The sequence below is a fragment of the Solwaraspora sp. WMMA2056 genome, assembly GCF_030345095.1.
In the GTDB taxonomy this organism is placed as follows: Bacteria; Actinomycetota; Actinomycetes; order Mycobacteriales; family Micromonosporaceae; genus Micromonospora_E.
Genome location: NZ_CP128360.1, coordinates 2,252,775 through 2,279,116, shown reverse-complemented (window position 1 = coordinate 2,279,116; position 26,342 = coordinate 2,252,775). Strand labels below are relative to the sequence as shown.

Annotated in this window: 21 protein-coding genes; 10 read left to right on the top strand and 11 right to left on the bottom strand. The window is 71.7% G+C overall.

The genetic code is table 11. The features are described from left to right. The first annotated feature begins 85 nt into the window (after positions 1 to 85). From O7608_RS10515 to O7608_RS10505, 3 genes are read left to right on the top strand one after another with little or no spacing between them, the layout of a single operon-like run. Positions 86 to 2,128, top strand: coding sequence for a serine hydrolase domain-containing protein (locus O7608_RS10515; protein WP_289209765.1), 2,043 nt, complete (start codon positions 86 to 88; stop codon positions 2,126 to 2,128). A gap of 53 nt (positions 2,129 to 2,181) precedes the next feature. After that, the gene (locus O7608_RS10510; protein WP_289209764.1) at positions 2,182 to 3,522 is read left to right on the top strand and encodes a sensor histidine kinase; all 1,341 of its coding nucleotides are present in this window, start codon (positions 2,182 to 2,184) and stop codon (positions 3,520 to 3,522) included. Then, positions 3,519 to 4,223 (top strand): response regulator, encoded by a 705-nt coding sequence (locus tag O7608_RS10505; protein WP_353850519.1) that lies wholly within the window; start codon positions 3,519 to 3,521, stop codon positions 4,221 to 4,223. The genes O7608_RS10510 and O7608_RS10505 overlap by 4 nt, the downstream gene beginning before the upstream one ends. 37 nt (positions 4,224 to 4,260) lie before the next feature. Here O7608_RS10505 and O7608_RS10500 read toward each other — a convergent pair whose 3' ends face one another. Next, entirely contained in the window at positions 4,261 to 4,674 is a 414-nt protein-coding gene (locus tag O7608_RS10500; RefSeq protein WP_289209763.1) for a RidA family protein, read from the bottom strand. An 80-nt stretch (positions 4,675 to 4,754) separates the two neighbouring features. Between O7608_RS10500 and O7608_RS10495 the strand changes: the two genes are divergently transcribed. Beyond that, positions 4,755 to 5,129 (top strand): winged helix-turn-helix transcriptional regulator, encoded by a 375-nt coding sequence (locus tag O7608_RS10495; protein ID WP_289209762.1) that lies wholly within the window; start codon positions 4,755 to 4,757, stop codon positions 5,127 to 5,129. Here the strand turns inward: O7608_RS10495 and O7608_RS10490 are convergent. Further along, the gene (locus O7608_RS10490) at positions 5,108 to 6,004 is read right to left on the bottom strand and encodes a hypothetical protein (protein ID WP_289209761.1); all 897 of its coding nucleotides are present in this window, start codon (positions 6,002 to 6,004) and stop codon (positions 5,108 to 5,110) included. The two genes, O7608_RS10495 and O7608_RS10490, sit on opposite strands and share 22 nt — an antisense overlap. A 385-nt stretch (positions 6,005 to 6,389) precedes the next feature. Here O7608_RS10490 and O7608_RS10485 point away from each other — a divergent pair, with 385 nt between their 5' ends. The 4 genes from O7608_RS10485 to O7608_RS10470 all read left to right on the top strand — a co-directional run bounded on the left by O7608_RS10485 (position 6,390) and on the right by O7608_RS10470 (position 12,727). Beyond that, a complete protein-coding gene (locus O7608_RS10485; protein ID WP_289209760.1) occupies positions 6,390 to 9,044 on the top strand; it encodes a sensor histidine kinase in 2,655 nt (884 codons plus the stop codon). 32 nt (positions 9,045 to 9,076) lie between these two features. After that, the gene (locus O7608_RS10480) at positions 9,077 to 9,481 is read left to right on the top strand and encodes a roadblock/LC7 domain-containing protein (protein ID WP_282229226.1); all 405 of its coding nucleotides are present in this window, start codon (positions 9,077 to 9,079) and stop codon (positions 9,479 to 9,481) included. Positions 9,482 to 9,486: 5 nt separating this feature from the next. Further along, positions 9,487 to 10,704, top strand: coding sequence for an ABC transporter substrate-binding protein (locus O7608_RS10475; protein ID WP_289209759.1), 1,218 nt, complete (start codon positions 9,487 to 9,489; stop codon positions 10,702 to 10,704). 130 nt (positions 10,705 to 10,834) lie between these two features. After that, positions 10,835 to 12,727 (top strand): CocE/NonD family hydrolase, encoded by a 1,893-nt coding sequence (locus O7608_RS10470; protein ID WP_289209758.1) that lies wholly within the window; start codon positions 10,835 to 10,837, stop codon positions 12,725 to 12,727. Between the two features lie 152 nt (positions 12,728 to 12,879). Here the strand turns inward: O7608_RS10470 and O7608_RS10465 are convergent, their stop codons facing one another. Genes O7608_RS10465 through O7608_RS10455 form a run of 3 tightly spaced genes read right to left on the bottom strand, consistent with a single transcriptional unit; the run spans position 12,880 to position 16,051 of the window. Further along, positions 12,880 to 13,536, bottom strand: a complete 657-nt coding sequence (locus O7608_RS10465) for a TlpA family protein disulfide reductase (RefSeq protein ID WP_289209757.1) — start codon at positions 13,534 to 13,536, stop codon at positions 12,880 to 12,882. Then, positions 13,533 to 14,006 (bottom strand): hypothetical protein, encoded by a 474-nt coding sequence (locus O7608_RS10460; RefSeq protein WP_289209756.1) that lies wholly within the window; start codon positions 14,004 to 14,006, stop codon positions 13,533 to 13,535. Before O7608_RS10460 ends, O7608_RS10465 begins: the two co-directional genes overlap by 4 nt. Further along, complete coding sequence (locus tag O7608_RS10455) at positions 14,003 to 16,051, bottom strand: M6 family metalloprotease domain-containing protein (protein WP_289209755.1); 2,049 nt, start codon at positions 16,049 to 16,051, stop codon at positions 14,003 to 14,005. Before O7608_RS10455 ends, O7608_RS10460 begins: the two co-directional genes overlap by 4 nt. 220 nt (positions 16,052 to 16,271) lie before the next feature. On the opposite strand from O7608_RS10455, the gene O7608_RS10450 reads away from it, so the two are divergent. After that, positions 16,272 to 17,504 (top strand): PucR family transcriptional regulator, encoded by a 1,233-nt coding sequence (locus tag O7608_RS10450; protein ID WP_289209754.1) that lies wholly within the window; start codon positions 16,272 to 16,274, stop codon positions 17,502 to 17,504. Positions 17,505 to 17,550: 46 nt separating this feature from the next. Here O7608_RS10450 and O7608_RS10445 read toward each other — a convergent pair whose 3' ends face one another. The 3 genes from O7608_RS10445 to O7608_RS10435 all read right to left on the bottom strand — a co-directional run bounded on the left by O7608_RS10445 (position 17,551) and on the right by O7608_RS10435 (position 21,037). Beyond that, complete coding sequence (locus tag O7608_RS10445; protein ID WP_289209753.1) at positions 17,551 to 17,949, bottom strand: hypothetical protein; 399 nt, start codon at positions 17,947 to 17,949, stop codon at positions 17,551 to 17,553. 108 nt (positions 17,950 to 18,057) lie between these two features. After that, positions 18,058 to 18,498 carry a GNAT family N-acetyltransferase gene (locus tag O7608_RS10440; RefSeq protein ID WP_289209752.1) on the bottom strand — a complete coding sequence of 147 codons (441 nt, stop codon included), beginning with the start codon at positions 18,496 to 18,498 and terminating at the stop codon, positions 18,058 to 18,060. Between the two features lie 31 nt (positions 18,499 to 18,529). Continuing rightward, positions 18,530 to 21,037 carry a PLL family lectin gene (locus O7608_RS10435; protein WP_289209751.1) on the bottom strand — a complete coding sequence of 836 codons (2,508 nt, stop codon included), beginning with the start codon at positions 21,035 to 21,037 and terminating at the stop codon, positions 18,530 to 18,532. Positions 21,038 to 21,182: 145 nt separating this feature from the next. On the opposite strand from O7608_RS10435, the gene O7608_RS10430 reads away from it, so the two are divergent. Beyond that, positions 21,183 to 21,893, top strand: a complete 711-nt coding sequence (locus O7608_RS10430; RefSeq protein ID WP_289209750.1) for an aspartate/glutamate racemase family protein — start codon at positions 21,183 to 21,185, stop codon at positions 21,891 to 21,893. A gap of 132 nt (positions 21,894 to 22,025) precedes the next feature. Here O7608_RS10430 and htpG read toward each other — a convergent pair whose 3' ends face one another. From htpG to O7608_RS10415, 3 genes are read right to left on the bottom strand one after another with little or no spacing between them, the layout of a single operon-like run. Further along, entirely contained in the window at positions 22,026 to 23,939 is a 1,914-nt protein-coding gene (gene htpG, locus O7608_RS10425; protein ID WP_289209749.1) for a molecular chaperone HtpG, read from the bottom strand. A gap of 20 nt (positions 23,940 to 23,959) precedes the next feature. Further along, positions 23,960 to 25,105 (bottom strand): ABC transporter ATP-binding protein, encoded by a 1,146-nt coding sequence (locus O7608_RS10420; protein WP_289209748.1) that lies wholly within the window; start codon positions 25,103 to 25,105, stop codon positions 23,960 to 23,962. Next, positions 25,102 to 25,995, bottom strand: a complete 894-nt coding sequence (locus O7608_RS10415) for an ABC transporter permease (protein WP_289209747.1) — start codon at positions 25,993 to 25,995, stop codon at positions 25,102 to 25,104. Before O7608_RS10415 ends, O7608_RS10420 begins: the two co-directional genes overlap by 4 nt. Between the last annotated feature and the right edge of the window lie 347 nt (positions 25,996 to 26,342).

Below are 26,342 nucleotides of genomic sequence, written 5' to 3'. Positions count from 1 at the left end.
GTAGGCGATCTCCTACTTTGGTCGCAGGTCGAATGTGGTCCCGCGCCAGATGGCCCGGGCGCTGCGCTGCAGCAGGCTGATCCCCATGAACGCGAACGATGCACCAGCGCATACTCCGCCCACGCCGGGACACCGGCTGCGCCGCCTCGGTGCCGCCCTGGTGACCGCCCTCGCCGTCGGGGCCGGCGTCGCCGGCTCCGGCGGGCCGGCTGCCGCTCAGGAGCCGGCTCCGGCGGTCGACGCCCCTGCTGCGGCCACCGGAGCAGCCGTCCTGGACGCCAGCGACGTCGACGCCTGGCTCGACGAGCGGCTGCCGGCGGCGCTGCGGGACAACAAGATCGCCGGGGCGACGGTCGCCGTCGTCGCCGACGGCGAGATCGTCACGACCCGGGGGTACGGCGACGCCGACACCGGTGCCGACGACTCGCCCCGCACACCGGTCGACCCCGAGCGGCATCTGTTCCGGATCGGTTCGGTGTCGAAGTTGATCACCGCGACCGCCGCCATGCAGCTCGTCGAGTCCGGCAGTGTCGACCTCGACGCCGACATCGACGCGTACCTCGACTTCGACCTGCCACGCAGCTTCGACGAGCCGATCACGATGCGGCACCTGTTGACCCACACCGCCGGCTTCGAGGAGCGGATCGCCGGCCTGATCGGCAAGGAGGGCACCCAGGTCGACCTGCGCAAGGCGCTCGTCACCGACCCTCCGGAGCAGGTCTACCGGCCGGGCACCATGCCGGCCTACTCCAACTACGGCAACTCGCTCGCCGGATACATCGTCGAACAGGTCAGCGGGCTGTCCTTCGACGACTACGTCGAGGAGAACATCTTCGACCGCCTCGGCATGACGTCGTCGTCGTTCCGCCAGCCGCTGCCGGCGGACCTGGCCGACCGGGTGTCGAACGGGTACGACAACGTGTCGTCACCCGCCGGGTATTTCGAGATCATCGGCACGCCGCCCGCCGGGTCGATGAGCGCCTCGGCCCCGGACATGGCCCGCTTCATGCTCGCCCACCTGGGCGAATCCGTCGGCGACACCCCGATGCTCGACGAACCGACGCGGGAGCTGATGCACCAGCCGGCGCTCGACGAGTCCACGCTCGGCACCCTCGCCGGTGCACCGAGGATGACGCTGGGCTTCTTCGACGAGAGCCGCAACGGCCGACGGATCATCGGGCACGGCGGCGATACCCAGTACTTCCACTCGCACCTGCAGATCTACCCGGAGGAAGGCGCCGGCCTGTTCGTCTCGCTCAACAGCACCGGGACCTCGGGACTGGCCGTCCACGAGCTTCGGCAGGACCTGACGAAGGCTTTCGCCGACCGCTACTTCCCGGCAGTGCCCGATACCGCAGGGAACGACACGCCGGTGAACAACTCGCCGGCCGGCTCTGCCGAACGAGCCGCGATGGCCGCCGGCACGTACGGAAGCTCCCGCGCCGTCGAGAGCAACTTCATGACCCTGTTCGGCCTGGTCGGGCGGACCACGGTGAGCGTCCAGGACGGCGATCGGCTGCTGTTCGAGCCCCGCCCGCTGTCCGATTCCGCTGCCGTCTACGAAGAGATCGAGCCCTGGGTCTGGCGTGAGGTCGGCGGGCAGAACACGGTCGCGATGCGGGCGGTCGACGGCAAGGTCGACGCGATCAGCTTCGACTCCGCGTTCGCCCTGGTGCCCGTCGAGACCGCGCGCAGCACCTACCTGGCCATCCCGGTGATCGTCGCCTCGACGCTCATCCTGCTGCTCACCGTCCTGGCCTGGCCGATCGGGGCGATCGGTCGCCGGCTGCTGCGGCGGACACCACGTGATCGGGCCGGCCGCACCGCGCGCATTCTGAGCCGGGTCGCCGTCGTCAGCGCTCTGCTCGCGATCGGCGGCTGGGTGGGGAGCATCGTGCTCATCATGGGCATGGAGAACCTCTCCACCGTGTCGCTGCGCAACGTCCAGGTGGCTCAGCTGATCGGCCTGATCGGGGTGGTCCCCGCAGCGGTCCGGCTGGCCGACGACATCCGTTGGCGGGTCGGCTGGTCGCGGATCGCCGGCAGCGCCCTGGTCCTGCTGGCTCTGATCGGTACAGGGTGGTTCGCTGTCGAGTTCATGCTGCTCTCACCCAACATCTCCTACTGACCGTCGCGACCCGCCCGATCCGTCTCGATCAACGAGTAGAGGATGCTGACACGGTGAACGAGCACATCGGGAGCGACCCGGTCACCGCACCGACCGGCGGGCCGACCGGGCCGGCGGACCCGTCCCGGCTGACCAAGCGGATGGACGTACTGCTCGCCCGCCTCGGGGTGACCGGGCCGTTCGCCCGGGACTGCCTGCTCGCGGTCGGCGTCGCCGGGCTGACGTTCACGTTGATGGCGGCTGTGTTCTGGGTCGTGACACCGCCGGGCGAGATCGCGCTCGACCCGGCGCAGGCCTGGCTGCTCGTCGCGCTCGGTGTCGGGCAGGCGCTGCTGCTCTGCCTGCGGCGGGTCCACCCGTTGGTCTGCCTCGTCGGCGTCGTCGGACTGCAGGTGGTCATGATCGCCCTCTCCCCGCCGGACGCGACGATCCGCGGGTTCGCGCCGCTCGTCGTCGCGTACACCATCGGGGCCCTGCTGCCGGCCCGGCGGGCCGTGGCGCTGGTCGGCGCGGCGGTGGCGGTCGAGGTGTCGGCGGCGTTCGGCACCGCCGCCGTGACCACCGGGGACATCGTGCTGGTGGCGCTCGGGCCGGCCGGGTCGAGCGCGCTGTCCTACCTCGGTGGGACCTTCGTCGGCAGTTACGTCGCCACCCGCCGGCACTATCTGCGGCTGGTCCGGGAGCAGGCCGCCGAGGTGGTCCGGACCCAGCAGGCGAAGGTCCAGGCGGCGATCGGTGCGGAACGCACCCAGATGGCCCGGGAGCTGCACGATGTCGCCGCGCACCACCTGTCCGGGATGGTGGTGCAGGCGGCGGCGGTGCACCGGCTGATCGACCGGGATCCGGCCGCGGCGAAGGAGGGGGTGGCCTGGATCCGGTCGCAGGGCAAGGAGACGCTGGACAACCTGCGGCTGGTCGTCGGGGTGCTGCGGGGCACCCCGGCTGACCGGGCCGCCGAGGCGTCCGGGCCCGGCGGGGGGAACGTGCCGGTGCCCGGACTGGCGGTGCTCGGCGAGCTGATCCGCACCGCCCGGGACCTGGGTACGCCGGTCGAGTTCGACATCGACGGGGTGCCCCGCCCGGTGCCGCCGATCGCCGACGTGGCGCTGTACCGGATGGTGCAGGAATCGTTGTCCAACGCCCGCCAGCACGCCCCCGGCGCGTCGGTCCGGGTGGAGCTGCGCTACCTGCCGCGCGAGGTGACCGTGTCGGTGCGCAACGCCCCGCCGGCGCGTCGACCCGCGCCGGCGGCCCGGATCAGCAGCGGCGTCGGGCTGGTCGGCATGCGGGAACGGGCGCAGTTGATCGGTGCCCGGTTCGCGGCCGGCCCGACCGCCGATGGTGGCTGGTCGGTCACCGCGACACTGACAGACAAGGGAGGCGACCGGTCGTGACCGGGACACAGATGGGCAGCGGGGCCGCCGGCGGCACCGGGACGATCCGGGTGATGCTGGTCGACGACCAGGCGGTGGTGCGGGCCGGTTTCCGGGTGCTGCTGGAGCAGGCCGCCGACATCGAGGTGGTGGCGGAGGCGTCCAGCGGGTCGGCGGCGGTCACCACCGCCCGGCAGCTACGGCCCGACGTGATCTGCATGGACGTGCGGATGCCCGGCGGGGACGGACTCACCGCGACCCGGCAGATCCTGGCCGAGGCGGGTGAGCGGGCACCGGCCGTCCTGGTGGTGACCACGTTCGACCTCGACGAGTACGTCTTCGGCGCGCTCGAATCCGGGGCCAGCGGTTTCATCCTCAAGGACTGCGAGCCGGAGGAGCTGGTCGACGCGATCCGCCGGCTGGCCAGCGGCTACGGCCTGGTCGATCAGACGGTGACCCGCCGGGTGATCGCCGAGTTCGCCCGACGGCGGGCGGCAGCGGCACCGACGGAGTCGGCGGCCGCGCAGCAGCTCACCCCGCGGGAGGCCGAGATCGTCCGGCTGCTCGCCAAGGGCCTGTCCAACAACGAGATCGCCGACGAGCTGTTCATCGAGACCAGCACCGTCAAGTCGCACCTGGGGCGGGCGATGGCGAAGATCGGGGTACGGGACCGGCTGCAGACGGTGGTGTGGGCGTACCAGAACGGGCTGGTGCCCCGCTGACGACGCAGCCCGGCCCCGGGTCCCGACCCGGGGCCGGTCAGTCGAGGAGGGCGTCGGCTTCGATCTCGACGCGTACGTCCGGTGCGTACAGCACCTCGACGCCGATCAGCGACGACGGCGGCAGCGGCTGCGGGAGGCCGACCTCGTCGGCCACCCGGGCCACGCCGGCCATGAACTCGTCCATCTGCTCCGGCGTCCAGCGGGTGACGTAGAACCGGAGTCGGACGACGTCGGCGAAGCCCGCGCCGGCACCGGCGAGACCACGCGCGGTGTTGCGCAGCGCCTGCGCGACCTGGTCGGCGAGGTCGTCGGCGTCGCCGACCGGCTTGCCGTCGGCGTCGCGGCCGACCTGGCCGGCGACGTGCACGTGGCGGGTGCCGGTGGCGACCGACACGTGGTGGTACGGGACGGGCTGGGCCATCCCCTCCGGGGAGAACAGTTGCACGCTCACGGATGGTTCCCTTCGTCGACCCGAATAGGTATCGAATTTATACCTGGTATCAGAAGGGAACTTCAACGATACTAGGTGTCATGCCGGAGACCACCCGCCCACCCACTGACTCCCCGCTCAGCGTCGAACAACGGGAACTACTCGACCAGGTGCTCGACAAATGGTCACTGCGGGTGCTCGAGACACTCTGCGAGCGACCGCTGCGGTTCAACGAACTCCGCCGGGCGATCCCGGCGGTCACCCAGAAGTCGCTGACCGCCACGCTGCGCCGGCTCGAACGCAACGGGATGGTCGAACGGGTCGTCACCGGCACCCGCCCACTCGCCGTCGAGTACCGGGTCGCCCCGCTGGGCAAGACCCTGCAGGACCTCGTTGACGCCCTGTTCGGCTGGACCGCCGCCAACTACCCCGAAGTCGAACGCGCCCGCCGACGCTACGACGACGCAACGGCGTAGCCGCGCGCCAACTCCGACCAGCGCCGCGAACCGCCGGGCAGCGGCCAGGCCCGGGTGGCGGCGTGACCGGACCGGATCGTCGCCAGCCGCGCGGCGTACCGCCGGGTGACCGCGACCACCGCGTCGGCCGCCCCCGGCGTGCCGGCCTCGACCAGCCGCCGCATCCGCTCAGTCGTCGCCTCGTAGTCCCGCAGCGCGGCCTCCGTCTCGACGGCGACCCGCCGGGCCGACGAAAGCGACAGGGCCAGCACCGGCGGCTGGCCACCCTCGGCGTGCGCGGCGACCAGCCGGTCGTGCCCGTCGAGCAGGACGTAGCTGTCCAGGCCGCTGATCCACCACAGCAGCACCGGCGCGAGCGTGTCGTCGCGGACCTGCTTACGGTACGCCCGGACCCGGGGATCGTCCGGTGCCCCGAGCCGGCGCAGCGGCAGCACCTGGCCGGGGTCGCGGGCGGCGAACCAGTCGATGACGCCCGGGTCGTCCGGCAGCGGGGTGACCGCCGGGTCGGCCACCGGCCGGCTGATCACCCACCGTCCATCGTGCAGCGGGCCGAGCGGGGCCGCGTCCAACGCGGTGGCGAACCGGTGCGCCCACCGGGCATGCCAGGCTCCGTCGCCGGTACGCAGCCCGACCGACCTGGCCTGCGCCGCCCGCACCGGCGGGACCGGGGCGACGAACCGGCCGGTACGCACGTAGTCGACGCCGCCGTGATCGGCCGCGACGACGGCGAACAGCACCGGGCTGCCGGCCTGCTCCAGCAGCAACCGGCCGGCACCGGCCACCCGCACCCGCAGGCCCGGCCGACGCGGTGCGGCGACGTCGCAGACGAGCGCCTGCCACGCACCGCCGGCGACCGGCTCGTCCATCCTGTGCACCTGCGGCATCGTAGGACCCGCCCGCTGCCGCTGTGGGTGCCGCTGTCGATCGTCGTGGGAACGCGCCCACGGCGCGCCACCGGGCCTGCGGCTTTACGCCGACGTGGGTGCACGTGCGGACGACCGGACGTGCCGGCAACCGGTCGATCGGTGGACCTGTGGTCGACCGTTGCGCGATCCGGACGGGCCGGCCCGTCAATCCCGCCCGAACGCCGACCAAGAGTCTGGAATCCGACTCACGTCGCATGGTACGAATGCGCCCTGACGCGGGGTCAACGCCCGCACACGGATCGGTTTAGCTACATTCACCGACATCTGCGGCGACTGACGGCGGCAACTCAGGGGACGGAGTTCGCAGTTGACACGGGCCTTGACGGCAGGCAGGGTGCCCAGCGACTCGGGTGCACGCCATCGGTGGCGGATCGGCGGCGGCAGCATCGTCGGCCTGCTGCGTTTCCTGGTGGCCGTACCGCTGGTCGCCGTGATCGGGTTCGCCGGGCTGGCGCTGCAGGGCACGGTACGCCAGGTCCTGACCGCCGACCGGGCCTCCGAGTTGGCGCTGCTGTCCACCGAGGCCGGTGCGCTGGCCCGAGCCCTGCAGTCCGAACGCGTCGTCGCCGCCGCCGAGCTGACCACCGGCAGTGAGACCGCCAGCGCCAGCTACGCCGAACAGGTCGTCCGTACCGACGCGGCGATCGCCGCCTTCCAGCAGCAACGCGGTGAGGTGGACACCGACAGCGCGGTGCTGCAGCGGGTCGACGCCGGGCTGAACGCCCTGGCCACCGTCCGCGAACAGGTCCGGTCCAGCCCACGGGTGTCGCTGTCCGCGATCGCCTTCAGCTACCGGATCCTCATCGCCGACCTGCTCGCCTTCCGTACCTCGGTGGTCGCCGAGACCTCGGCACAGACCGCCGACGAGGTACGCGCGGCGGTGGCGGTGTCGGAGGCGGGCGAGGCGATCGGGCAGTTGCAGATCATCGTGCTGCGGAGCCTGGTCGGCGGTGAACTCACCGCCGCCGGCCAACAGGAGAGCGCTGGCGCGCAGGCCCGCTTCGTCGAGGCCAGCACCTCGTTCCTGGACCTCGCCGACCCGCAGTGGGTGGTGCGCTGGGAACAGATCGGCACCGACCCGCAGGTCGTCGCCGGCCAGCGACTCCAGGACCAGGTGGGTCGGACGCTGCCCGGGGAACGGTTCGCCCTCGACCGGGACGTCTGGATCGAAGCCACCGACGGGTGGATCGGCCAGCTGTACGGCATCCAACGCGAGATGGACGTCGCGGTGGCCGACGCCGTCGCCACCGAACGTCAACAGCGCCTCTACACCGCGATCCTGCAGGGCACCGGCATCCTGCTCGTACTGGTCCTCACCGCGGTCCTCACCGGTGTGGTGGCCCGACGGATCACCAAGCGGCTACGCAGCCTGCGCAACATCGTCACCACGGTGGCGTACGACCGGCTGCCGGCCGTGGTGCGCGAACTCGACGCGGCCCCGGCGGGCACGGTACGACCCGACGAAGTGGCCGACCGGTCGGTCTCGGAGTTCCCGATCACCGGCACCGACGAGATCGCCGAAGTGGCGACCGCCACCCGTGCGCTGCACCGCGAAGCGGTCCGGGTCGCCGGCGTGCAGGCCGTACTGCGGGCCAACGTCGCAGAGATCTTCGTCCACCTGTCCCGTCGTGAGCAGCGACTGGTCGACGCGATGCTCGCCCAGGTCGACGAGGTGGAGCGCGACGAGACCGACCCGGACCGGCTGGAGCAGCTGTACCGGTTGGACCACCTCGCGACCCGGATGGCCCGGATCAACCAGAGCCTGCTGGTGCTCGGCGGTTCCGGCATCTCCCGGGTACGCCAGGAGGCGGTGCCGCTCGACAGCGTCATCCAGGCCGCGCTGTCGCAGATCGAGCACTACACCCGGGTCCGCATCGGCACCGTCGACCGGGAACTGTCCGTCGTCGCCACCGCGGTCGACGAGGTCGCGCACCTGCTCGCCGAACTCCTGGACAACGCGACCCGGTACTCGCCACCGGAGACCGAGGTACTGGTCAGCGGTCACGCCCTGGCCGACCGCGCCATCGTCGAGGTGGTGGACCGGGGGGTCGGGCTCTCCGCCCAGCGCTGCGAGCAACTCAACGCACAGCTCGCCAGCCCCGGATCGGTCGACGTGTCCGGCGTACGGGCGATGGGGTTGGCCGTGGTCGCCCGGTTGGCCAGCCGGCACCGGATCCGGATCGAACTGCACCCCGGGCCGGCCGGCGGCACCGTGGCCGAGGTGATCATGCCCGCGGCGGTGGTCACCCGACGGCCGGTCGCACAGCCCGAACCGATGCCGGTCGCGGCCCAGGTCCGGCCGTCGATGGTCGGCGGCCGATCCACCGCACCGGGAGCCGTCGACGGTGTCCCGCCGTACCCCGCGATCGGAGCCGGCCGCGCCGTGGTCGGTGCCGGCCGCGCCGTCGCCAGCGCCCCGGCGCCGCTGTTCCGCCCCGCGCCGACACCGACGCCGACGCCGAACCCCGTGCCCGCGCCACTGACCGCGCCGGCGGTCGCCCCGGCACCGGCAGCCACGCCGCTGGCCGCGCCGCCGTCCGCGCCGGCCATGCCGCCGTCCGCGCCACTGACCGCGCCGGCGGTCGCCCCGGCACCGGCAGCCACGTCGGTGCCCGCGCCGACGGCCGCGATCGGCGTCGCCACCTCGACGCACTCCGACGGAGCGGCGACCGGCAACCCGGCGGCGACCGGCGACCGGCGGACAGTGAACGGCTGGTTCCGCACCGCTCTGGACGGTGAAGCAGTCATCGTCACCTGGCCGGACGACGGCGGCCGGCGATGGGCCGAGGCCAGCGAACCCCCGCCCGCCCCGACACCCGCACCCGACGGGCTGCTGCCGCGCCGCGTACCGCAGCACCACCTGATCCCCGACGCGCCGCAACCCGCGCCCGCCGCCGCCCGCAAGCTCGACCCCGGCGCGGTGTCGGCGGCCATGTCGGCCTACGCGAAGGGCGTCGCCGGACGGCGTGCGCCAGCCGCCACCTCCTGACGCTGATTCCTCATCCGACCTGGAGCGACACCGTGACAAGCCCGAACGACCTGAGCTGGCTGCTGCAGCACTTCGTCAGCCAGACCCCGGAAGTCAGCCACGCCCTCGCCATCTCCACCGACGGGCTGGTCCTGGCGCACAACTACGGACTGCCCCGCGACCGCGCCGACCAGCTCGCCGCCACCGGAAGCGGCCTGATCGCCCTGCTGGTCGGGGCGGCCCGCTTCTTCGAGGCCGGTGAGGTGATCTCCAACGTGACCCAGATGGACGGCGGTTTCATGTTCTGTATGGCCTTCAGCGACGGGGCCTCACTGCTGGTCCTCGCCTCCCCCACCTGCGACGTCGGGCAGGTCTCGTACGAGATGACCGACCTGGCGAACCGGATGGGCGAGGCGCTCACCCCGGCCGTGCGGGCCGAACTGCTGCGGATCCTGTGATCGAGATGCGACGCCCAACCTCGTGGCAGCGGCCGCACCTGACCCGGGCCGGTCACCGGCTGCTCGCGGCCGGCCTGGTCGGCGTACTCGTCGCCGGCACCGCCGGCTGCTTCGGCGGCGCGGACGACGCCCCGCAGCTGATCAAGATCGGAATGCTCGCCAACATCGACGGCCAGCTCGAGGCACCCGGCTCCGAGCTGCGCGACGGATTCCAGCTCTACCTGGACATGCACGGCGGCCAACTCGGCGGCCACCCGGCCGAAATGGTCGTCGCCGACGAAGGCTACGACCCTCAGGTGGCCGTCGAGTCCGCCACCCGGCTGCTGGAGCAGGACGGCGTCTCGGCGATCACCGGCATCATCAACGGCGGAAACGTCACCGCCATCCTGCCGCTGATCAACGAACGCCAGGTGCCGCTGGTCGGCGGGCTGGGCCGCCCCGAGATCGACGACGTGACCTACGTCTGGCACACCAATCTGCTCTCCGAGGAACCGGGCGTCGCCATGGCACCGTTCGTCAAGCAGGAGGTCGGCAACGGCCGGGTGTACGCGATCGGGCCGGACTTCCAGGGCGGCCGCGACGAGCTACGCGGCTTCGTCGACACCTTCAAAGGACTCGGTGGCCGGATCGCCAACCCCGGCGGGCAGGCGGTGTTCTCCCCGTTCCCCGGCACCACCGACTTCCAGCCGTACCTGGAGGAGATCGCCGAGTCCGACGCCGACGCGATCTACTGCTTCTTCGACGCCCAGAGCGCCATCTCCTTCGTGCAGCAGTACGCCGAGTCGGACGTGGCCGACCTGCCGCTCTACGCGGCCGGCTTCGTCACCGAACCGGCGAGTCTGGAGGCGCAGGGCGAGGCGGCGGAGGGCATCTACAACGGGCTGAACTACTCGCCCGACCTGGACAACGCGGCCAACCGGGAGTTCGTCGCCGCGTGGAACGCGGCCTACCCCGGCCGGGTGCCCACCTCGATCGTGATGGCGTCGTACGACGCGGCGGCCGTGCTGGACCGGGCGATCGCCGCCGCCGGGACCAACCCGACGCCGGCGCAGATCAACGCGGCGATCGCCAACCTCGGGCAGCTCACCAGCCCGCGCGGGCCGTGGCAGTTCGCCAAGACCACCCACGCGCCGATCCAGAAGTGGTACCTGCGGCAGGTCCGCCGCGACGGCCGGGCGCTGGCCAACGTCGTGGTCTCCGAGCTGACCACCCTCGGCGGCTGACCCGCCGCCGGGTCGACGCACCCGCTGGCGGCAACTGCTGCGTACCGGCGCGGTGTTTTCCGACAGTTGCCGATAGTCCCGGCCGCCACGGCCTGCCTAGCCTGACACTCCAGCCTATAAAGGAGTGTGGATGGGACGTATCGGCAGATCGTGGGGGGCCGCCACCCTGGTCCTGCCACTGGCCGTGGTGGCCGGATTCGGCGCGTCGTCACCGGCGTACGCCCGACCGGCCCCGTCGATCGTGGTGTCCGACGGCGTCACGCAGCCGGTCTTCGGCTACGCGGACGCGATCCGGGAGAAACTGTTCATCGACTCGACCTTCGACAGCGACGGTGACGGGCTGCGCGACATCATCGCCTTCGACGTCATCCGCCCGGCAGCCACCGCCGACGGGCTGCGGGTGCCGGTCATCATGGACGCCAGCCCGTACTACACGACGCTGTGCCGGGGCAACGACGCGCAGTGCAAGCAGGACCTCGACGGCGACGGGCTGCTCGACACCTGGCCGCTGTTCTACGACAACTACTTCGTGCCGCGCGGGTACGCGGTCATCCTGTTGGACATGGTCGGCACCGGTGCCTCCACCGGCTGCCCGACCACCAACGCCAACCAGGACAACCTCAGCGCCAAGCAGGCGGTCAACTGGCTCAACGGTCGGGCGGTGGCCCGTGACGCGGCCGGCGCGGTGGTCACCGCCGACTGGCACAACGGCCACACCGGCATGATCGGCAAGTCGTACGACGGCTCGCTGGCGATGGCGACGGCGGTGACCGGTGTCAAGGGGCTGACCACGATCGTGCCGATCGGCGGCCCGTCGGAGTACTACGACTACGTGCGCAGCAACGGGGTGGTGACCCGGGGCAACGACTACCCGTCGTACCTGGCGAACGTGGTGACCAACCCGGACCGGCGGGCGTACTGCAAACCGGTGCGCGACGCGCTGGCCGCCGCCGACGGCGACGAGCACGGCGACTACACGGCCTTCTGGAACGAACGCAGCTACGTCAAGAAGGTCGACAAGATCACCGCGAGTGTGTTCCTGGTGCACGGGATCAACGACGACAACGTGCGCGCCGACCACATGAGCAAGTTCTGGTACGCCCTCGCCGAGCACGACGTGACCCGCAAGCTGTGGATCACCCAGACCGGGCACGTCGACCCGTTCGACTTCCGGCGCGCCGAATGGGTGGACACCCTGCACCGCTGGTTCGACTTCTGGCTGCACCAGGTGCCCAACGGGATCATGGACGAGCCGATGGTCGACGTGGAGCGGGCCGCCGACGTGTGGCAGACGTACGCCGACTGGCCGGTGCCCGGCACCGCCGAAACGGAGATCTTCCTGCAGCCCGGCGCGGCCGGTGCAGGCGGCCTCGGCCTGGTCCCGGTTGCCAAGCCGACCACCGAGAGTTTCCAGGACAACCCGACGCAGAGCCAGAGCACGATGATCGGCAACCCGGAGGCGCTCCAGCCCCACCGGTTGGTCTACCTCTCCGAGCCGCTGACCGCGCCGCTGCACGTCTCCGGCACCCCGCAGATCCGAATCCGGGCCGCCGCCGACCAGACCGACACCCACCTCGGGGCGATCCTGGTCGACTACGGCACCGCCGAACGGGTGGCGCACCGGGCCTCCGGCGAAGGCATCGTCACCCTGACCACGAAGGACTGCTGGGGCGAGGCGAGCGCCACCGACGACGGCTGCTTCCGACAGACCGCCAAGCGGGTCGCCACCGCCGACACCGAGCTGGTCACCAAGGGCATCATGGACGCCAGCAACCGACAGTCGATCCGGGTCGACGCGCCACTGACCCCGGGTACGGCGTACAACTTCAGTTTCCCGCTGCTGCCCGAGGACTACGTGTTCGCCCCCGGTCACCGGATCGGGGTGATCCTGGTCGGCTCCTACCCGCAGTATTCGTCGCAGGCGGTACAGACCCGGGCCACCATCGACGTGGCGCTCAAGACCAGCCGGATCGTGCTGCCGGTGGTCGGCGGGACCGCCGCCGCCCACGCCGCCGGCCTCTGACCCCCCTGCCCCCGACGATCTGACCCACCGCTCCCGACGATCTTGCACTTATCGCGGAACAAAGTGGACAAATCCTCGCGACAACCGCAAGATCGTCGGGGGCGGGGACGGGCGGGCGGGGACGGGCGGGCGGGGCGGGTCAGAGGGTGGCGTCAGAGGGTGGCGAGCAGGTCGGTGAGGGTGGGGGTGTCCACTCCGCCGGGGAAGCCGCGCAGCAGCACCCCGCCCTTGGCGATCAGCACCACCGCCGGCGGCTCCCGCACCGCGTACGCCCGCCAGATCGTCTGGTCGTCGTCGACCAGCACCGGGTGCTCCACCCGGTGGCGGTGCAGGTAGTCGCGCACCTGCGCCGGGTCGTCCTCGGCACCGACCACTCCCACGAACACCACCCGGTCGGCGTTCGCCCTGGCCAGGTCACTCAGCGCCCTCTGCTGGTCGGCGCAGAGCGTGCACCAGGAAGTGAAGAAGGTCAGCACCACCGCCCGCTCGGCCCACAGGTCGGCCAGCTCCAGCGGGGTGCGGTCGGTCAACGTACCGCTGACCGCCGGAGCCGGCGGGGAGTCGGTCGGGGCCGGACGTAGGCCCAGGTCGGTCGGCGCCGGGCCGGGCAGCGTCAGCACTCCCCCGGGCACCGGCGACGCCACCGGGTGTATCGCCGGGCCATCGCCGTCGCCATCAACGTCACCAGCGGCGCTGGGTCCGGCGGTGCAGCCGGCCAGCGCCGCCGTCAGCATCAGCGTGCCGGCGAGCAGCAGGCGGACACCGGCGGGCAGCAGGCGGACCGCGTGCCGGCGCGGCCTGGCGGTCACGACGGCACCACGGCGACCAGCGCCGGGCCCTCGCTGTCGTCGCGGGTCAGCACGATCGGCGTACGGTCGTCGACGACCAGCCGGTAGCCGCCGCGCGCCGCCACCTCGACCGGTACGGCGAACTCGCAGTACGTCGGCACCCGCTCCACCTCGAGGTCCTCTTCGAAGGTCGGCACCGATGTCCCCGGCGGCAGTTCGCCGGCGGCCAGCACCTCGCCGGCCGGGTCGACGATCCGGTACGGCGCCCGGTTGTGGAAGAACGTGTACGCCCCGGTGCCGGCGCAGTCCACCCCGACCGGTCGGATGTTGATGTCGCGGACCAGCACCCGCACGGTGACCGCCGACCGGGACTCAGCCGACCGGGGCCCGGCCGACCCGGTGCAGCCGGCCAGTAGCGCCGAGGCAGCCCCCGCCGCGCCGACCAGCAGCGCGGCGAGGGCCGCCTTCGGATGCCAGGACAGCCTGGTCACGACTTGTCGACCCGGCACGTCTCGGTCCGGGTCTTCGTCGGGTCGCTGACCGAGGTGGCGGTCAGCTTGATGTAGCCGGTGGAGACCGCGTCCGCGGCGGCGGCGACCGACACCTTCACCGTGGTCGACTGGCCGAACTCGGCGGTGGCCAGCGCGTTGGGCAGGTCCGAGCGCCAGCCGACGCCGGCCGCCCGGGTCGACAACCGGTACACGTCCGCGTCGAGGTACGCCGAGACGTCCTCCGGGTGCTGCTGACCGCCGGCCGAGAAGCTGCCCGTGTTGGTAAGGGTGAACGAGCAGGTCACCCCCCGGTTGGTGGGCTTGCTGTTCGGGGTGGTCACGGTGCCCCGGGTCAACGCGACACCGTGGGCGCTCGGGCCGCCGGCACCGTCGAGGGAGCGCACCGCCACCGTGTACGACAGCACTCCGGTGCGGTCCCGCCGCAGGTCCAGGATGTAGAAGTGCAGCCGGTTGGCCTCGTCGACGTACTCGAACTCGCTGCCGGAGCCGGTGCCGGCGTGGAACAGCGCGTCGGACAGCTGCCGGTAGTCGCCCATGGTGATCTTCTGTGGCGTGCCGTCGGGCCGGTAGAAGTCGACCATGTCGATGTCCTGCGGGTTGGCGTCGACGACCCAGACGAACGGCGCGCTGTCGGCGTTCTTGGTCTTGCTCAGCAGCACCCCGGCGTCCGGGGTGAACGAGTCCGCGCCCATCCGGTCGACGACCTCGACGGTGTAGTTGTTGAAGTTGCCGCCGTCGCACAACGGGTCGGCGCTGGTGCTGCAGGCCGGTGAGCGGTCCCGGTCCATGGCGACGATGATGCCGGTCAGGCCGTTGCGGCCGGCGTCGACCGCGCGGGCGGTGACGTCGGCGACGACGATCCCGGACGAGGCGAGGGCCTCCCTGGACAGTCGCAGGATGTGTTCCTCGCCGACCAGCCCGATCTTGATCTTGTCTCGGACCATGTGCAGCGAACCCATCGCGCCGCCGTTGGTCGGCGGGATCTGCCAGCGGGTGTGCGGGCCACCCGGTCCGTTGAACGACCCGCGCGACATCATCCCCCAGATACCGGTGTACGTACGGCGCAGCGGCGTGCCGTACGGATTGTTGTAGTTGTCGCCGATGGTGAGCAGGTGGCTCAGCTCGTGCGCGTACACGCCCATCCCGGAGCTCTCCGCCTGAGTGGACGAACCGCCACCGGCGTTCGGCCAGATCGTCGACGCCGCCTTCCACGAGGTCCACTCCACGTAGCGGGTGCGGGCCCAGTTCGGCAGGTTCGGGTCCGGCGGCCCCCAGGCGTCCGGCACGTCCTCCTTGGTCTGGAACGTCATCTGGCCGAACTCCTGCCAGGTCGACGACTCGTCCTGGCCGGCGGAGAGGATGAAGACCAGCTCGTACGAGTCGGCCACCTCGTCGCCGACCGCCGCCCGCCAGGCACCCAACCCGTCGGTACGGATGTTGCGGGCGCACTGCTCGCCGGCCGGGCAGGCACCCGGGTTGAACCCGTTGTCGATGCCGTACTGGTAGGACTTCGCCGGCAGCTGGTACGGGCCGAATCCGGTCAGGTCCACCCCGTAGCGGCCGTTGGAATCCTGCATCCAATATTCGTGCAGCGTGTGACCCTTGTTCAGATCGTTCGGCGTGTTCAGGAAGTCGGTGTAGAACTGGGCGACCTGCTCACGCGGGATGTTCGACGCCGTCGCCTGCGGGTTGCCGAAGACCGTCGACCGGGGACGCTGGGTCACCACGAACGGCTGATCCGGATAGTCCAGGGTGACCAGAGCGATGTCGAAGTTGCGCTCCGATCCGGTCACCGTCGGATCCGACCAGTCCCGACCCGGCACCGCCACCCAGTCGTCCCAGGTCATCGTGTCCGGGTTCTGCCAGTACTGCGGGTCGAGGATCTCGAACGGTCCGCCGCCGCCGGCCGGGTTGCCCGGCGCGGCGGCTGCGGAGAACCCGCCGGTCGGCACGATCAGTGCGGTGGCGACAGCCGCGCCGAGCACCGCGCGGCGCACCGGGCGGCTGGTGGACAGTGTGCGCATCGCAGTCACCTCTCGCAGCGGGAGCTGGCCGAGCTCGAATCTAGGAGCCGGGTGACCGGCCGGTCACCGTGCAGCTGTCGCCGAGATGAGTCGATCTCTTCCGACACCTGCCGGAAGCCTGCCGACGGAGTCTTGCGTCGTGGCCCGGCGCGGCCGAAGGTGGTTACTCGACGGCGGTCGGGGCACCGCCGCAGGCAGACACGACGACGGGGAGTACGGATTGCAGGCGGATCTGCAGCGCATCGTGGACACCGTCGCTGCCCGGGTCGGCCGACCGGCGTTGATCGAGGACCGCCGCCAGCGGGTCGTGGTCTACAGCGAACACAGCGGCCCGATGGACGACGTACGCCGCGACTCGATCCTGCGCCGGCACACCGCCGCCGAGGTCGTCGCCTGGTTCCGCGACATCGGCATCATGACGGCCCGTGCACCGGTCCGCACCCCGGCCTGCCCCGAGCTGGAGCTGCTGCCCCGGGTCTGTGTGCCGGTTCGGCACCGGGACCTGCTGCTCGGCTTCGTCTGGTTCATCGACGCCGACGGCACCATGTCCGACACCGACATCGCCGCCGCCGTGGAGGCCGCCGCCGACCTGGCGTTCGCGCTCTACCGTACGAACCTGATCGGCGAGCTGGCCTCGCAGCGGGAGGCCGAAGCCGCCCGTACCCTGCTGTCCGACTCGCCCGACATCCGCGACGAGGTGGTCCGCTCGCTGCTGTCCGACGGCGTCGTCACCAGCGACGGCCGCAGCACCGCGCTGGTCGCCCAACCGGTGTCGGCCCCCGGTCAGGCACTCGACGAGACCACCCGGATCGCCCTGGAACAGGCCCTGGTCGCCACCCGACGCTGGGTCGGCACCCGGGAGGCCCTGCACCTGGTCCGGCACGACCACGGGGTGCTGCTGCTACGCGACGCGCGGTCGACCGGGCGGGGCTCACCGCCGGCGACCGCCACCCAGCTGAGCAGCGCCCTGGCGACCGTCACCGACCGGCTCGCCCCGGTGCAGCGGGTCGTCGTCGGACTCGGCCAGCCACGGCCCCGCCTCGCCGACACCGTGCACTCCTACGCGGAGGCGCTGCAGGCTGCCCGGGTCGGGGTCCGGCTACCGGCACTCGGCCCGGTGGTCGCCTGGGCCAACCTGGGCATCTACCGGCTGTTGTCGCAGCTGGACGAGGATCAGCTGGACGTCGCCGGGGTGCATCCCGGGCTGGCGCGGATGCTGCGCGACGACACCCACCGGGTGCTGCTGGAGACCCTGGAGGTCTACCTGGACCTGGCCGGCAACGCGCACGCCGCCGCCGAGGCGCTGCGCCTGCACCGGACCACGCTCTACTACCGGCTGCAGCGGGTGGAGCAGCTGGCCGACACCGACCTCAAGGACGGCAACGAGCGGCTCTGCCTGCATCTGGCGTTGAAACTGCACCGGCTGGCCCGGCCGGCCCAGGGCGGCGGTTGACCGGCCGGCCCGACGCGGCGGTTGACCGGCCGGGCCAGCCGACGGATCAGCCGATCAGGGTGACCCGGTAGTCGAACGTGGTGCCGGTGACCGTGTACGTGGCGGTCTGCCCGTTCACGCAGTACGACACGAAGCCACTCGGCGTACGGGTGGCACCGGCGACCGCGTCCACCACCGGGCGGACGTCGGCGCCGACCGGCAGCGCCGTGGTGGTCAGGTCGATCACCCGCCACTGGTTGATCGGGTACGTGTCGGTGGCGGACGTCTGCAGACCGGTGCTGGTGGCTACCTGGAACGACATCACGAAACCGGCGTTGTTGACCACCGCGACCCGTTGCACACAGGGCTCGGCCTGGGCGCTCGCGGGCGAGGGCACGGCGACCGCTGCTGCGGTCGCGACCAGTGCCCCGGCCACCGCACCACCGGCGAGACGAGAGATTTTCATCATTGGGTCCCTTCCTGCTCGGCTCCGACACCGGCCGACATCCCCGGTGGACCGGGTGACGCCGGCCGGTGTCGCTGTCGCATAGGGACCTACCCGCGAATTCGATCGTCACACATCGTTGTCTGCCTCCGGTGCGGCATCGAAGGACCAGCTGTAGACCACCTGCCCGTCCTCGTCGACACCATCGGCCCGGCGGTACGTCGCCCGTGCCGGCACGTTGTCGACGTCGGTGATCACCCACATCCCGAAACAGCCCCGCGTGCGCGCCAGCTCCGCCAGGGCCTCGACCAACGCCGTGCCGATCCCCCGACCCTGGTACGCGTCGTCGACGCCCAGTTCGTACAGGAACATCTCGGTGCCCTTGTCCGGGTGGGTCGTCTCCACCCCGGTGACCATCCCGGCCGGCACCCCGTCGTCGACGTAGGCGACCAGCAGGTGGTGCCGCTCGTCGGCGAGGAACCGCTCGGTCGCCGCCGGCTGCGGCGCGTCGTCGAACAGCGCGCCAGCGGCCAGTACCTCCGCCACCGTGGTGACCCGTCGGATCCGCATGCGACTGATTGTGCCGTACCGGTGCTGCCGGTCAGCCCCACCAGTTGACGGTCAACTGGTCCGGGGCCACGCTGTCGGTGGCCCGTGGCGTCCAGTAGAAGACGTACGGCCGCTGCGGGCCGATGCCGGCGTCGGTGATGGCGACCGCCGACCCGCAGCCCGGCTGACCGGGCACCGCCCGGGTGCCGTCCTGGTTCGACCAGGTCCACCGGCCGTCGGCGACGTACCAGTTCACCGAGATCGGCCCGCCGATCTTCATGTGGTCGCAGATGAACACGTACGGCCGCTGGTCGGCGCCGGGCCGGTCCGCGACGGTGAGCACCCCGGCCGGCGCGGGCGCGAGAGCCGACGGCTGCGGACCCTGGTGGTCGGCCCACGCCCACTGACCACCACCGGCGTACGACAACGCGTAGACCCCGTGCGCCCACTGGCCGACGAAGACCCAGGGTCGGACCAGCCCGGTCCCGGCGTCGGTGGTGGTGGTCACCCCGAGACCGGTCAGGATGCTGCCCGGGCTCCCCCGGTCGCTCCACGACCAGCGGGAGCCGTCCCAGCCGAGCTGCCACACCCGGCGGTGGGGCTCGATCACGAACAGCTGCGGGAACTCGGGTGCGTCCGGCGCGTACCGCATGACCGCCGCCCCGACCGGTGCCAGTCGGTACGTCGGGTCGGCCAGCGGGTTGCCGTGATCGGACCACTGCCACCGCAGCCCGGTCCACCAGGCCGACCAGGCCCGGTGGGCACCGGCACCGTCGACGGCGTCGACGAACACGTACGGCCGCTGCGGCGCACCGGGGCCGTCGCGGACGGCCACCACACCGAGCGCGACGGCGATCTCGGCACCGGGCGGGGCGCCGAGGTCGCTCCACGTCCAGTTGGCCCCGTCCCACCAGCGGCACCAGAGCCGACCGTCGGCGACGACGAACACGTACGGCCGGGCCGCCGAGTCGGCGCCGTCGCGGACGGTGACCGCGCCGGCGGCCGTCACCTCGGCGGCGTCCTGCGGTACGCCGTGCCAGCTCCACCGCCACCGGCCGGCGACGAGTTCGGCGCCGTACAGCTGTCCGTCGATCAGGTTGAACACCGCCGGTCGCTGCTGCCCGCCGGGCTGGTCGTCGACGGCGAGCGCGCCGACCAGCTGGGCGGAGCGCGCCTCGGGCACCGGGTTGCCGACCGCCGTGACATGCCACTTGCCGACGACGTCGGCGGGCGCGGCGGGCGGCACCCACCAGCTGACCATCAGGTGGCCGACCTGGTCGTCGTCGGCGCCCGGTGACCAGTAGTAGACGAAGGGCCGCTGTGGGCCGGACGCCGTATCCCGGACCGTCGTCGCCGCGCCGCAGCGCGGCCAACCCGGCGCCGCTTTGGTCCCCGGCAGTTCGGTCCACTGCCATCCGGTGCCGTCCCACCAGTTCGCCCGGACCGGGCCGGCCGTGATGGCGTCGCAGATGAACAGGTACGGCCGGGAAGCGCTGGTCGGGCTGTCGGTGACGCTGACCGCTCCGGCTGACACCGGCAGCTGCACGTCGTAGTAGGGCAGGTCCTGGTCGGACCAGGTCCACCGGGGGCCGACCGTCGGATACGACAGCGAGTAGAGGCCGTAGACGACGCCGGTGAAGGCGATCGGTGCGACCGTCGCGCCGGCGGGCGCGGCGGCGGTGGTCACGTCGAGCCCGACGGTGGGCTGCGGGCCGGCCGGCCCCACCCCGTGGTCGGTCCACCGCCAGCCGCTGCCGTCCCAGCCGTTTCGCCACACCTCGCCCTCGCCGGTGACGACGAACGCCTGCGGCCACTGTGGGTTCTCCGGGGCAAGCTGGATCAGGCCGACGCCGACCCCGGTGGTGTACTGCGGGTGGACCACGTCGGGGGTGCCGAGACCCTCCCACCGCCACCGGGCACCGGTCCACCAGTTCAGCCAGAGCTGCCCGCCGGTGCCGAGGACGAACACGTACGGCCGCTGTGCCGCGCCCGGGGCGTCCGCGACGGCGACGACGCCGACCCCGTTGGTGACGGCCGCCCCCGGTGGTGCGCCGAGGCCCGACCAGTTCCAGCTGCCCCCGTCCCACCAGCGACTCCACAGCTGGCCGTCGGCGGTACGGAGGAAGACGTGCGGTCGGGCCGGTGACGCCGGGCTGTCCCGTACGGTGATCGCGCCGATGCCGCCGGCGATCGGGCTGCCGCTCGGCGGCACCCCGAGCGGCACCCAGCTGCGGCCGCCGGTGACCAGCGTCAGGTACAGCGCACCGTCGACGACGGTGAACACGTACGGCTGCTGCGCCCCGCCGGGGTGGTCGTCGACGGTGACCGCGCCGACCACCTCGGCCCGGTCGACCTTCGGGGTGGGGGTGCCCAGGTCGGCGACGAGCCACTGACCGGCGGAGACGTCCGACGCGCCGACGGTCGCGGTCGCGGTCGCCACCGCTGCGGTCGCTGTCGCGGTCGCCGGGGGCGGTGGGGCGGCGACGGTGAGCGCGGCGGCCAGCGTCGCGGCGGCGGTGACGACGGCTTTCGGCCGCTGAGTCCGGGACGGTACGCGCACGACCACCAGCTCCTCGGTGGGATCCGCACGAACGGATGAGTCCACAATAGTCGACACATCGACATCCGCGACAGCGTTCGACCGGGTCGATGTCCGCCGGCGAATATCCGCCCGGTGCCCGGACGCTGGGTGGCACGATGGCGTCATGATGACGATCGGCATGCTCGGCGGCATGAGCTGGGAAAGCAGCGCCCACTACTACCGGCTCGCCAACGAGCTGGTCCGCGACCGCCTGGGTGGGCACCACTCGGCGCGGTGCGTGCTCTACTCGGTCGACTTCGCCGACATCGAGCGCCGGCAGGCGGCCGGCGAGTGGGACGAGGCCGCCGACCTGCTCGCCGACGCGGCCCGACGGGTCGAGGCGGCCGGCGCCGACCTGCTGCTGCTGTGCACCAACACCATGCACAAGGTCGCCGACCGGGTCGCCGCCGCGGTCGACATCCCGCTGCTGCACATCGCCGACGTGACCGCCGAGGCGGTCCGCGCGCACGGGCTGCACACCGTCGGTCTGCTCGGCACCGCGTTCACCATGGAGCAGGACTTCCTGCGGGACCGGCTGGCCAGCCATGGACTGACCGTCCTGGTGCCGGAGGCCGAGGACCGCAAGATGGTCCACTCGGTCATCTACGACGAACTGTGCCTCGGCGTGGTGAACGAATCGTCCCGGGCCAGGTACCTGAAGGTGATCGAGCGGCTGATCGCGGCCGGCGCGCAGGGCGTGATCCTCGGCTGCACCGAGATCGAGCTGCTGGTCCGCCAGGAGGACACCCCGCTGCTGCTGTTCCCGACCACCCGCCTGCACGTCGCAGCCGCCGTCGACCAGGCGGTCGCCGCCGACCAGACGGTCGCCGCCTGAGCCGATCCGGGCGGGCCGGGACCGGCCGAGCTGATCCGGACAGGCTGGCACCGGCCGAGCTGATCCGGACAGGCCGGCACCGGCCGAGCCCCCGGCGGGTGGACACCCGCCGGGGACCTGCGGCGGTGCGGCTCAGACGGTCCGGGCCAGCCGGTCGGCGAGCAGCTTGGCGAACCTGGCCGGGTCGTCCAGCTCGCCGCCCTCGGCCAGCAGCGCGGTGCCGTACAGTAGCTCGGCGGTCTCGACCAGCGCCGGATCGTCGCCGCGCGCGTCGTGTGCCTCGCGCAGGCCGGCGACCAGCGGGTGGGTCGGGTTCAGCTCCAGGATCCGCTTGATCTTCGGCCCGTCCTGGCCCATCGCCCGGTACATCCGCTCCAACGCCGGGGTCATGTCGCCGGCGTCGCCGACCAGGCAGGCCGGCGAGGTGGTCAACCGGCTGGACAACCGGACCTCCTTGACCTGCTCATCGAGGGTCTTGCCGAGCCAGGTCAGCAACGACGCGTACGTCTGCTTCTGCTCCTGCCGCTGCGGGTCGGCCTCGGCGGCCTCGGCGTCGCCGTCCAGGTCGACCTGGCCCTTGGCGATGGAGCGCAGCTTGCGGCCGTCGTAGTCGGCGACCGATTCGACCCACATCTCGTCGATCGGGTCGGTGAGCAGCAGGACCTCGTACCCCTTGGCTTTGAACGCCTCCATGTGCGGCGAGTTCTCGATCATGGTCCGGGACTCGCCGGTCATGTAGTAGATGTCCTCCTGGCCGTCGGGCATCCGCTCGATGTACCCGGCCAGGGTGGTCAGCTGCTCCGCGTCGTGGGTCGAGGCGAACGACGAGATGTCCAAGATCGCCCGCTGGTTGTCGAAGTCGTTGAGCAGGCCCTCCTTGACGGCCCGGCCGAGCTGGGTCCAGAAGGTGCGGTAGCGGTCGGCGTCGCGCTCCATCAGCTCCTTGAGCGCGGAGAGCACCTTCTTGACCAGCCGGCGGCGGATCAGCTGGATCTGCCGGTCCTGCTGCAGGATCTCCCGGCTGATGTTCAGCGACAGGTCCTGCGCGTCGACGACGCCCTTAATGAAGCGCAGGTACTCGGGGACCAGCGCCTCACAGTCGTCCATGATGAACACCCGCTTGACGTACAGCTGCACGCCGCGTTTCGCGTCCCGCATGAACAGGTCGAACGGCGCCTGCGCCGGCACGAACAGCAACGCTTCGTATTCGAAGGTGCCTTCGGCCTTCCAGTGGATGATGTCGAGCGGGTCGTTCCAGTCGTGGCTGACGTGCTTGTAGAACTCCTTGTACTCGTCGTCGGTCACCTCGGAGCGCGGCCGGGCCCACAGCGCCTTCATCGAGTTGAGGGTGACCACCTCGTTGGTGGTCTCCCCCTCGGTCTCGCCGGGTCGTTCGGTGGTCGTCCGGATCGGCCAGGCGATGAAGTCCGAGTACCGCTTGACGATTTCCCGGATCTTCCATTCGTCGGTGTAGTCGAAAAGCTGGTCCTCGGTGTCCTCCGGCTTGAGGTGCAGGGTCACCGTGGTGCCCTGGGGGGCGTCGTCGAGCTCCTCGACGGTGTACGTGCCTTCGCCGGAGGACTCCCAGCGGGTCGCGGTGGACTCGCCGGCCCGGCGGGTGGTCAGGGTGACCCGGTCGGCGACCATGAAGGTGGCGTAGAAACCGACCCCGAACTGCCCGATCAGCTCCTGCGACGCGCTGTCCTTGGACTCCTTGAGTTTGCGCAGCAGCTCGGCGGTGCCGGACTTGGCGATCGTGCCGATCAGGCTGACCACCTCGTCGCGGGACATGCCGATGCCGTTGTCGCGCACCGTCAGGGTGCGCTGCTCACGGTCGGTTTCGATGTCGATGTGCAGGTCCGAGGTGTCGACCTGCAGATCCTTGTCGATCAACGCCTGCAACCGCAGCTTGTCCAGCGCGTCGGAGGCGTTCGAGATCAACTCACGCAGGAAGATGTCCTTGTTCGAGTAGATCGAGTGGACCATCAACTGCAGGAGCTGGCGCGCCTCCGCCTGGAATTCGCGCGTCTCGACCCCGGTGCTCACGTGGGTTCCCTCCCTGGAGACTAACTGTGGTCGGAAGACTTCACTTCCATCATGGGAATCGTACGATCCGGCCCGGCCGGGTAGACGGCGGTCTCGGTTGCTTTCAGGCTCGCCCAGATCTGTTCGCCCGGGTGCAGTCCGAGGTGCGCGGCCCCGGCCGTGGTGACATCGACGCCGACGGTGACCGGCCCGGTCAGCTCCACCCGCAGCCGGTCGCCGTTGGGGACGAGCGCGGCGACCGTCGCCGGCCAGGTGTTGCGGGGGCTGCCGTCCGGGCGCTGCCGGTAGAGCGCGACCGCCGCCGGTGGGAAGGCGACGAACACCTCGCCGTGCTGGGGCTCCCCGACGAACAGGGTGAAGCCGTCGGCCAGGGTGACGGTGGTGCCGGCGGCCCGACCCCGGTAGAGGTTAAGCCCGACCAGCCGGGCCACGTAGTCGGTGCGGGGCCGGGCGGTGACGGTGGCGGCGTCACCGGACTGCACCAGTTCCCCGTCCTCGATGATCAGCATCCGGTCGGCGAGCACCATCGCGTCCAGCGGGTCGTGGCTGACCAGGACCGCCACGCCGGGGTGCGCGGCGAGGTGCTGGCGCAGGTGGGCGCGGGTCGCCAACCGGGTCCGGGCGTCGAGCGCGGCGAGCGGCTCGTCGAGCAGCAGCAACTGCGGCCGTACGGCGAGTGCACGGGCCAGCGCGACCCGCTGCGCCTGCCCGCCGGAGAGTTCCCGGGGCCGCCGCCGCGCGTACCCGGACAGCCCGACCCGGTCCAGCCAGCCGGCTGCCTCGTCGCGGGCGACCCGACGCGGCACCCCGTGGCTGCGGGGCCCGAACGCGACGTTGTCCAGCACGCTCAGGTGCGGAAAGAGCAGATAGTCCTGGAAGACCACGCCGATGGACCGGTGCTCCGGGGCGAGGAAGGTACGCCGGGCCGGCTCGTCCCAGGGCCGGCCGCCCAGGCGCAGGTGGCCGCCGCGCAGCGGCTGCAGGCCGGCGAGGGCCCGCAGCGCGGTGGTCTTACCCGCTCCGTTGGGCCCGAGCAGGGCCACGACCTCTCCGGCGGCGGCGGTCAGCCGCAGATCGAGGGTGAAGCCGGCCCGGCGCACCAGCAGGTGCGCGTCGAGGGACACCGCCGTCTGGTCCGTGGTCACCGGCGCCTGGTCCGGGGTCACCGCAGCCCACCCACCCAGCGGTCGCGCAGCCCGGCCAGGATCGCCACCGAGACGACCAGCAGCAGCAGGCTGAGCACGATCGCGGCTTCCAGGTCCTGCTCCAGGGCAAGGTAGACGGCGAGCGGCATGGTCTGCGTACGGCCGGGGAAGTTGCCGGCGAAGGTGATGGTGGCGCCGAACTCGCCGAGCGCCCGCGCCCAGCACAGCACCGACCCGGCGGCGATCCCGGGTGCGACGATCGGCAGGGTGACCCGGCGGAACGTGGTCCACCGGCCGGCGCCGAGGGTGGCGGCGGCCTCCTCGTAGCGGGGGTCGGCCCCGCGCAGCGCTCCTTCGACGGCGATGATCAGGAACGGCATGGCGACGAACGCCTCGGCCAACACCACGGCGGCGGTGGTGAACGGCACGGTGACGCCGAAGGTGGTGTCGAGCCAGCCGCCGACCAGCCCTCGCCGGCCGTAGACGAGCAGCAGCGCGAGACCGCCGACCACCGGCGGCAACACCAGCGGTACGGTGACCAGCGCGCGGATCGCTCCTCGGCCCGGGAAGCGGGTACGGGCCAGCAGCCAGGCCAGCGGCACGCCGAGCAGCAGGCACAATCCGGTGGCGGCGGTGGCGGTCAGCAGCGACAGCCGCAGCGCGTCGAGGACTCCGGGCGCGGTGAGGCGCTGCGGCAGTTCGGTCCAGGGCGTCCGCAGCAGCAGGCCGACCAGCGGCAGCATCAGAAAGATCAACCCGGCCAGGGCGGGCAGGGCGAGGAAGACCGGCAGTGAACCGCGCTGCCGAACCCCGCGTCCGGGATGTGGGTAGGCCGCCACACGCGCGGCCGGCCCGGAGTCGCTGTCGCCGGGCGCGATGTCGTCTGGATGTTGGCGCCGCTTAGCAGTCATAGGAGTCCCGAGGATGGCCGACCGTGGTGTCGGTGGCTGTTCAGACGGCCCGCGCCGGCCGTACACGTTCACGCGCCCGGAGGTCAACTCGCCGGCCCGGTGCCGTCAATGCCGGTTCGGAGACGGCACCGTTCTTTGACCGGGGCCGACAGTCCAGGTCGAAGATAGCCGAGCCGACCTGGGTGTGGCCGCCCGCCCGCGTCGCGGTACGGGCACCGGCGGCTGTCTTGATCAACGGCCGATAGGCACCTCCGGTCAGTAGCCCCTTTTATCGGATATAGCGCAATATCAGACCTTACGTAGGGTATACAGGCTTTAGTAGCTAGTTACGGCTTAGAGAGCATCTA